This window comes from Mesorhizobium sp. M4A.F.Ca.ET.020.02.1.1 (assembly GCF_004022645.1).
GTDB lineage: Bacteria > Pseudomonadota > Alphaproteobacteria > Rhizobiales > Rhizobiaceae > Mesorhizobium.
On the sequence record NZ_RZOI01000343.1, the window covers coordinates 1 to 6,295 of the forward strand.

Consider the following 6,295-nt stretch of genomic DNA (forward strand, 5'->3'; position numbering starts at 1 on the left):
CACTGGGCGACAGCGAGGGCGCGGCGCGCGCCGCGCCCTCGCTGTCGCCCAGTGCCAGCGTGTGGCGGCCGAAGCGTGTATAGCCGAGCACGCAATGCGCGACGATCGCCGTCAGCACCAGGATGATCACCGGCATCGGGATGCCGAAGGGCCGCCCTTGCCCGATATAGACGATCGCCGACGGCAGCCCGTAGATCGCCCTGCCTTGCGAGATGACCAGCGCCAGGCCGCGCGCCAGGCCGAGCATGCCGAGCGTGACAATGAAGGCGGGCACGAAGGCGCGGGTGACGAACTGCCCGTTGATGTAGCCGGCAAGGCCGCCGGCGAGGATGCAGGCGATGAGCGCGAAGACCGACGGCCAGCCGAGATTGACCGCGACGAAGGCGCCCGCCACGCCGGCAAGGCCCATGACCGAGCCGAGCGACAGGTCGAGCCCGCCCGAGCCGATGACGAAGGTGGCGGCGATGGCCAGCACGCCGATCGTCGATGTCGCCAAGAGGATGTTGAGGAAATTGCTCAGCGACAGGAAGAACGGCGACAGCAGCGCCATCGCCGCGCTCAGCGCCACTAGCACCAGCAGCGACTCCAGCCTGATGTGGAGCCGTTCGACGGATGCGCGCTGCACCCGAGCCCAGAAACCGGGCTGTTCAGAAGCCATGTCTTTGCACCTTTGGGAGCGGCCGTAAGGCAGTAGGCAGTAGGGACTAGGCAGTAGGGCAAATATGAGAGCGATCCGAGCGGCAGGAACCGCTTACTTCCCCTACAGCCTACAGCCTACAGCCTACTGCCTACTGCCTATTCCCTGCTCACTTCACATATTGCAGCATCGGCTCCTTGCCGGCGTCGAGCATCTCCTTGGTCAGCACCAAGGTAGGCACGGCGATGCTCTCCTCGACCTTCTCGCCGGCGAGCGCCTTCTTGACGTTCTCGACCGCCTGCTTGCCGACCAGATAGGGAAGCTGCGCCACCGAAGCGTTGAGGCGGCCCTCCTTGATCGACTTGACCGCATCCGAATTGCCATCGACGCCGATGATCGTCACCTGCTCACCCTTGCCGGCCGCGTAGACCGATTCCACGGCGCCTAGCGCCATGGTATCATTGGCGCAGAAGATGGCGACGAGGTCAGGATGCGCGGTCAGCGTATCGGTTGCGATCGAGGCCGCCTTGCCGCGATCCCAGTCGCCGGGCAGCGAAGCAACGATCTCCAGCCCCGGCGCCAGTTCCTTGAGCTTGTCGGCAAAACCCTTGGCGCGCTTCTGACCAGTGATGTTGCCCGAAAGGCCCTCGATCACCAGCACCGGACCCTTGGCATCCTTGCCGAGCTTGGAGACGAGATATTCAGCGCCCTGTCCGCCGGCCGCGACATTGTCGGAGCCGATGCGGAAGGTGATCTTGATGCCTTCCTTGTCGAGGACCGCCGGATCGAGATTGCCGTCGAGGTCGACGACCTTGATGCCGGCATCCTGCGCCGCCTTCAGGCACGGCAACAGGTTGGTCGAGTTGATCGCCGCGGTGATCATCGCCACCGGCTTGCGCTCCAGCATCGTGTTGCAGAGGTTGAGCTGCGGCTCGGCCGCCTGGTCGCTTTCGGCCGCCTGCTGGAAATATTTCACACCGGCTTCCTTGGCGCCATCCTCGACGCCCTGGCCCATCGCGCCCCAGAACGGATTGGCCAGCGTCTTCATCAGCACGCCGTATTCGCCGTCCTCGGCCTTGGCAGCGCCAACGGCCGACATCGCCAGCGCGATGCCTAAGGCCATCGTAAATCGATTTATCTTCAGAACGAATGCTGTCACCTTTTCCTCCCTGTTGATATTACGCGCCACGAGCCAAAGCCAGGTGCGGCGCCACTCGGTTTTCGACAATGGGGGCTATTGTCGGTTTCCTCCCCCGGAATGCGGGCCGCTGCCTGGCGAGCCAACGGATTCCCGCATCAACACCTTGCAGGGTTCGAGCCGCGCCCTTGGCGGACCGCCCTCGCCCTCGATCCTGCGAAACAGCACGTCCATCGCATTGCTGGCTATCTCGCGCACCGGCTGCACCACCGCGGCGATCGCCGGCCAGGTCACCTGCATCCATTCGGCGTCGTCGAAGCCGACCAGCGAGATGTCGTCCGGGCAATGCCATCCCCGCCTACGGAATTCGGAGAGCGCCACGAGCGTGCCCTTGAGGAACAGCGAATAGACCGCCGTCGGCCGCTCACCCTTGCTGAAATAGTCGCTGAGCAGCGCCCGCAGCGGCTCCACCTCGCTTTCCGAAAGCACGACGTCGATGCGGACGTCCGGAGCAAGTTTCAGCGCGGTGTTGCGAAACCCTTCGAGGCGGGCGCGCACCGTCGCTGCCTGCTGCCCGAGGCCGACGACCAGTATGTGGCGATGGCCCTTTCCGACAAGCGCGCGCGCCACGTCGGCGCTTGCCGCGGCGCTGTCGGCCGAGACCGTGTCGAAAGCATCGTCGGCGAGGACGCGGTCGATCAGCACGCCGGTCATGCCATTGGCCTTCATGAAGCCGGCCGCCGGCCCATGCTCATTGCGCACCGGCGCCAGCACCACGCCGGCGACACGCCAGTCATGCATGCGGGCAAGGATCTCCTTCTCGCGCGCTTCCGATTCACGACTGGAGGCGGCGACCAGCGTGAAGCCTCGTTGCTCGGCGAGACCCTCGAGCTCGCTGACCATCTGGCCGAAGAACTCGCTTTCGAACTCGGGCATGATGGCGCCGATGATGCGGCGCTTGGCCCGGCGCATGTCGGAGGCCAGCGGATCGACGCGGTAACCGAGCAGTTCGACGGCATCGAAGACGCGCTGGGCGTTTTCGGGCTTCACCGTGGTGACGCCAGCCAGCACCTTGGAGACGGTGGCGGCGGACACGCCGGCACGGCTTGCCACGTCGTGGATCGACGCACGGCGCTGCTGGGCCTCCTTCGCCATTGTCCTCCTCCTGAGGCTTGCCACATCAATCGATAAATCGATTTTTCAAAGTTGTAAATCGTTTAATCCGGAGTAAAACACGGTTGTGAATGGCACGGTCCGGTCGCGCCGGGAGGAAACATCATGTCAAAAAATGCCTTGCCGCTGGTCATCAGCGCGCCTGAGCCGCGCACCCTCGAACTGATCTTCACACCGCCGCAGCTGGCACGCTTTCGCAAAAAATATCGCATCGTCGAAACAACGCCTGAGATGGTGGCAAGGTTGCCTTCCGACATATTGGCCGAGGCGCGCTACATCGTCGGCCAGCCGCCGATCAGTTCCGAGACGCTGGAGACGCTGAAGGTGCTGCGCTGCATCTTCAATGTCGAGACCAATCTCGTCAACAACATGCCCTACGATACGCTGTTTCAGCGCGGCGTCCATGTCGTCACCACCGGGCTGGTCTTCGCCGAGCCGGTGGCCGAGCTCGGCCTTGCCATGGCGCTCAACCTGGCGCGCGACATCGTCGATGCCGACCTTGCCTTCCGGCAGGGAAAGGAACTGTGGGGCGGCGACGGCAATGCGACCGCGCGGCTGCTGAGCGGCGCCGAAGTCGGCATCATCGGCTTCGGCGATCTAGGCCGCGCGCTGAACCGGCTGCTGACTGGCTTCCGCACCCGCACCAGGGTATTCGATCCCTGGCTGCCGCCGTCGATCCTCATCGACAACGGCGTCGAGCCGGCCTCGCTCGACAAGGTGCTGTCGGAAAGCGATTTCGTCTTCGTCGTCGCCTCGGTGACCAGCGAGAACCAGGGCTTCCTCGGTGCCGAGGCCTTCGCCAAAATGCGCACGGGCGCCGCTTTTATCCTGCTCAGCCGAGCCGGTGTCGTCGACTTCCCGGCGCTGATGGAGGCGGTTCGCAGCGGTCAGATCGTCGCCGCAAGCGATGTCTTTCCGGAGGAGCCGTTGGCCAGGGACCATCCGGTGCGCGGGCTGCCCGGCTTCCTACGCTCCGCTCACCGCGCCGGCGCGCTCGACGTCGCCTTCAAGCGCATGGGCGACATGGTGCTGGAGGATATGGACCTGATCGACCGCGGGCTGCCGCCGCTGCGCTCCAAGCGGGCGGAACGCGAGACCGTTTCCAGGATGCGGTCGAAGCCGGTCGACAAGAATTGAGGGCAAAACGCCACCCTTCGCAACTCGCTGCACGCGGCGGCAAAGAACAATTAAATCGAACGCGGGGCGACCAAAAAGGTTCATTTTCCGCTAGATCCTATCTTGGCAGAATTATCATCTCGCAATCCGCTTCATCATGGAACCTTCGTCCAAACCTGTCGTTTGGCCTTTGATCGTTGCTTCGACGATCCCAAAGCAACAGGAGGATATATCGTGAACATCAAGATGATATGGCTCGGCGCCATGGCGCTTTCGATGGTCGCCGGCTCCGCGTTGGCCGCAGGAGAGACTGGCACGTCGGCACTCGACGACCCGGCCAAGATGCAGCCCTTCTATACAGACTCCACCATGAAGACGATGGTTAGCAACGACGATTTCGTGAAGGCCTGGAAGGCGCTGTCGCCGGAAGATCAGATGGCGATGATGTCGGCCTGCGATGACGAAGCGAAGAACGCCAATCCCACCAACAGTCATCCGGAGTTCTGCAGCAGCGTCAAGGCAAACGGCGGCAGCAAATAGGCCTGCCGGTATCGCAATGGATGAAACGGCTCCGCCTGCGGGGCCGTTTTCTTGCCGGCCGGGATTCTACAACGACCCCAGCCGAAGCGCATCCCGGGCGATCCGCCAGGCGGACTCGACATGTCGCCGCGCCGCCGCCTCCGCTTCCTCCGGCCTGCGTGAGCGGATGGCGTCCATGATCGCATTCATCTCGGCGATGGCCGGCTCGCGGCGGTTCTCCGACGCGATGGTCATCGAACGCAGTTGATTGATGCGAACGTTGAGCCCGGTGACGATCTCCCAGGCGATGCGCTTGTCGGCGGCTTCGAACAGCACCTCGTAGAAGCTGGCGGTCGCCCGCATGACCTCCACCGGGGCGCCCGAGGCCCAGGCTTCGAGCAGCTTTTCCAGGGCGTCGTCGAGGAGAGCGATCTGCTCCTTGGTGGCGGACGTCGCGCAGGCGCGCGCGGCGATGCCTTCCAGCAGCGCGCGCAGTTCGTAGATCTCGTCGGTGCGGCCGAGGTCCGGCTTGGCCACGGCCGGTCCGTGGCCCGGAACCATCTGCACCAGGCCCTCTGCCTCCAGTTGCCGCAACACCTCGCGTACGACCGAACGGCTGACGCCGAGCTGGTCGCAGAGCGGCCGCTCGACCAGCCTCTCGCCGGGCTGGAAGTGGAAATCCATGATCGCCTCGCGCATGCGCTCCAGCGCCAGCGTCCGTAGCGTCTTGGCAGAGCGGTCGATCCGAAGCGTGTCGTCAGGCATTCTTCTTCCGCCCTCTACGAGCAATTCCAGAAAAGTGTTCTGTCAGGAATTGCGCTTCAAAACAAAGAGATAGAGCGGTTGGCCGTTTCCATGAAACGGTGAGACGCTCTCGCCTCGCCACAAAAACAGATTCCATGGCCGATTGACAAGGCACTTGGCTCTCCATATTATGGTATACCATAAGACGTCGATAGAAACGACGAAACCGCATTGCGCCGTTTCGTCCGAGGAATCTCATGAAACCGGCCATCCGCAAGATCGTGACCTATGTCGAGAACACGCTGATCGAAGGCGGCAAGGCGGCGCCCCGGCCGCTGCGCCTGATCGGCGTCGCGGCGGTGCTGACCAACCCGTGGGCCGGACGCGGATTCACTGAGGACCTGTCGCCCGAGATCCGCGCCGTTGCCCCGGTGCTCGGCGAAACGCTGACCAATGAGATCATTGGCGTCGCCGGCTCCGGCGAAGCGATCGAAGGCTACGGCAAGGCCGCCATCTGCGGCACGTCGGGCGAAGTCGAGCACGCTTCGGCGCTGATCCACACACTGCATTTCGGCAACCACTATCGCCGCGCCGTCGGCGCCAAGACCTATCTCGCCTTCACCAATCTGCGCGGCGGGCCGAACACGCCGATCATGATCCCGCTTATGGACAAGAACGATGAGGGTCGCCGCTCGCATTATCTCACGGTGCATTTCCAGATTGGCGATGCGCCAGCCCCAGACGAGCTGGTGGTGGCGCTCGGCGCGTCGATCGGCGGCCGCCCGCATCATCGCATCGGCGACCGCTACCAGGACTTGAAGGAACTCGGGGATCTGCATGGCTGACGCCGCCGCACTGGCCCTGGGCAAGGCTCCTGACGCCACCGGCTTCATCCGGGCCGGTTCCGGCGCGCCGGTTCTGCTGATCCATGGTGTCGGCATGGGCGCGGCGATCTGGCGGCCGCAGAT

7 protein-coding genes are annotated in these 6,295 nt (G+C 64.0%); 3 read left to right on the top strand and 4 right to left on the bottom strand.

Going from position 1 to position 6,295, the window contains the following annotated elements; all coding sequences use genetic code 11:
• The 3 genes from EN742_RS20430 to EN742_RS20440 all read right to left on the bottom strand — a co-directional run.
• Nucleotides 1-658 (bottom strand): ABC transporter permease (locus EN742_RS20430; RefSeq protein WP_148670170.1); only part of this gene is annotated, 658 nt, incomplete at its 3' end.
• Between the two features lie 148 nt (nucleotides 659-806).
• Complete coding sequence (locus tag EN742_RS20435; protein ID WP_245482281.1) at nucleotides 807-1,796, bottom strand: substrate-binding domain-containing protein; 990 nt, start codon at nucleotides 1,794-1,796, stop codon at nucleotides 807-809.
• 75 nt (nucleotides 1,797-1,871) lie between these two features.
• The gene (locus EN742_RS20440) at nucleotides 1,872-2,930 is read right to left on the bottom strand and encodes a LacI family DNA-binding transcriptional regulator (protein WP_128333203.1); all 1,059 of its coding nucleotides are present in this window, start codon (nucleotides 2,928-2,930) and stop codon (nucleotides 1,872-1,874) included.
• Between the two features lie 123 nt (nucleotides 2,931-3,053).
• On the opposite strand from EN742_RS20440, the gene EN742_RS20445 reads away from it, so the two are divergent.
• Nucleotides 3,054-4,085 (top strand): hydroxyacid dehydrogenase, encoded by a 1,032-nt coding sequence (locus tag EN742_RS20445; RefSeq protein WP_127406187.1) that lies wholly within the window; start codon nucleotides 3,054-3,056, stop codon nucleotides 4,083-4,085.
• A 213-nt stretch (nucleotides 4,086-4,298) separates the two neighbouring features.
• Nucleotides 4,299-4,604 (top strand): hypothetical protein, encoded by a 306-nt coding sequence (locus EN742_RS20450; protein WP_126059409.1) that lies wholly within the window; start codon nucleotides 4,299-4,301, stop codon nucleotides 4,602-4,604.
• 66 nt (nucleotides 4,605-4,670) lie between these two features.
• Here the strand turns inward: EN742_RS20450 and EN742_RS20455 are convergent, their stop codons facing one another.
• Entirely contained in the window at nucleotides 4,671-5,348 is a 678-nt protein-coding gene (locus EN742_RS20455; RefSeq protein WP_126058974.1) for a GntR family transcriptional regulator, read from the bottom strand.
• 236 nt (nucleotides 5,349-5,584) lie between these two features.
• Here EN742_RS20455 and EN742_RS20460 point away from each other — a divergent pair, with 236 nt between their 5' ends.
• The gene (locus tag EN742_RS20460; RefSeq protein ID WP_126058973.1) at nucleotides 5,585-6,172 is read left to right on the top strand and encodes an amino acid synthesis family protein; all 588 of its coding nucleotides are present in this window, start codon (nucleotides 5,585-5,587) and stop codon (nucleotides 6,170-6,172) included.
• Nucleotides 6,173-6,295: the final 123 nt, after the last annotated feature.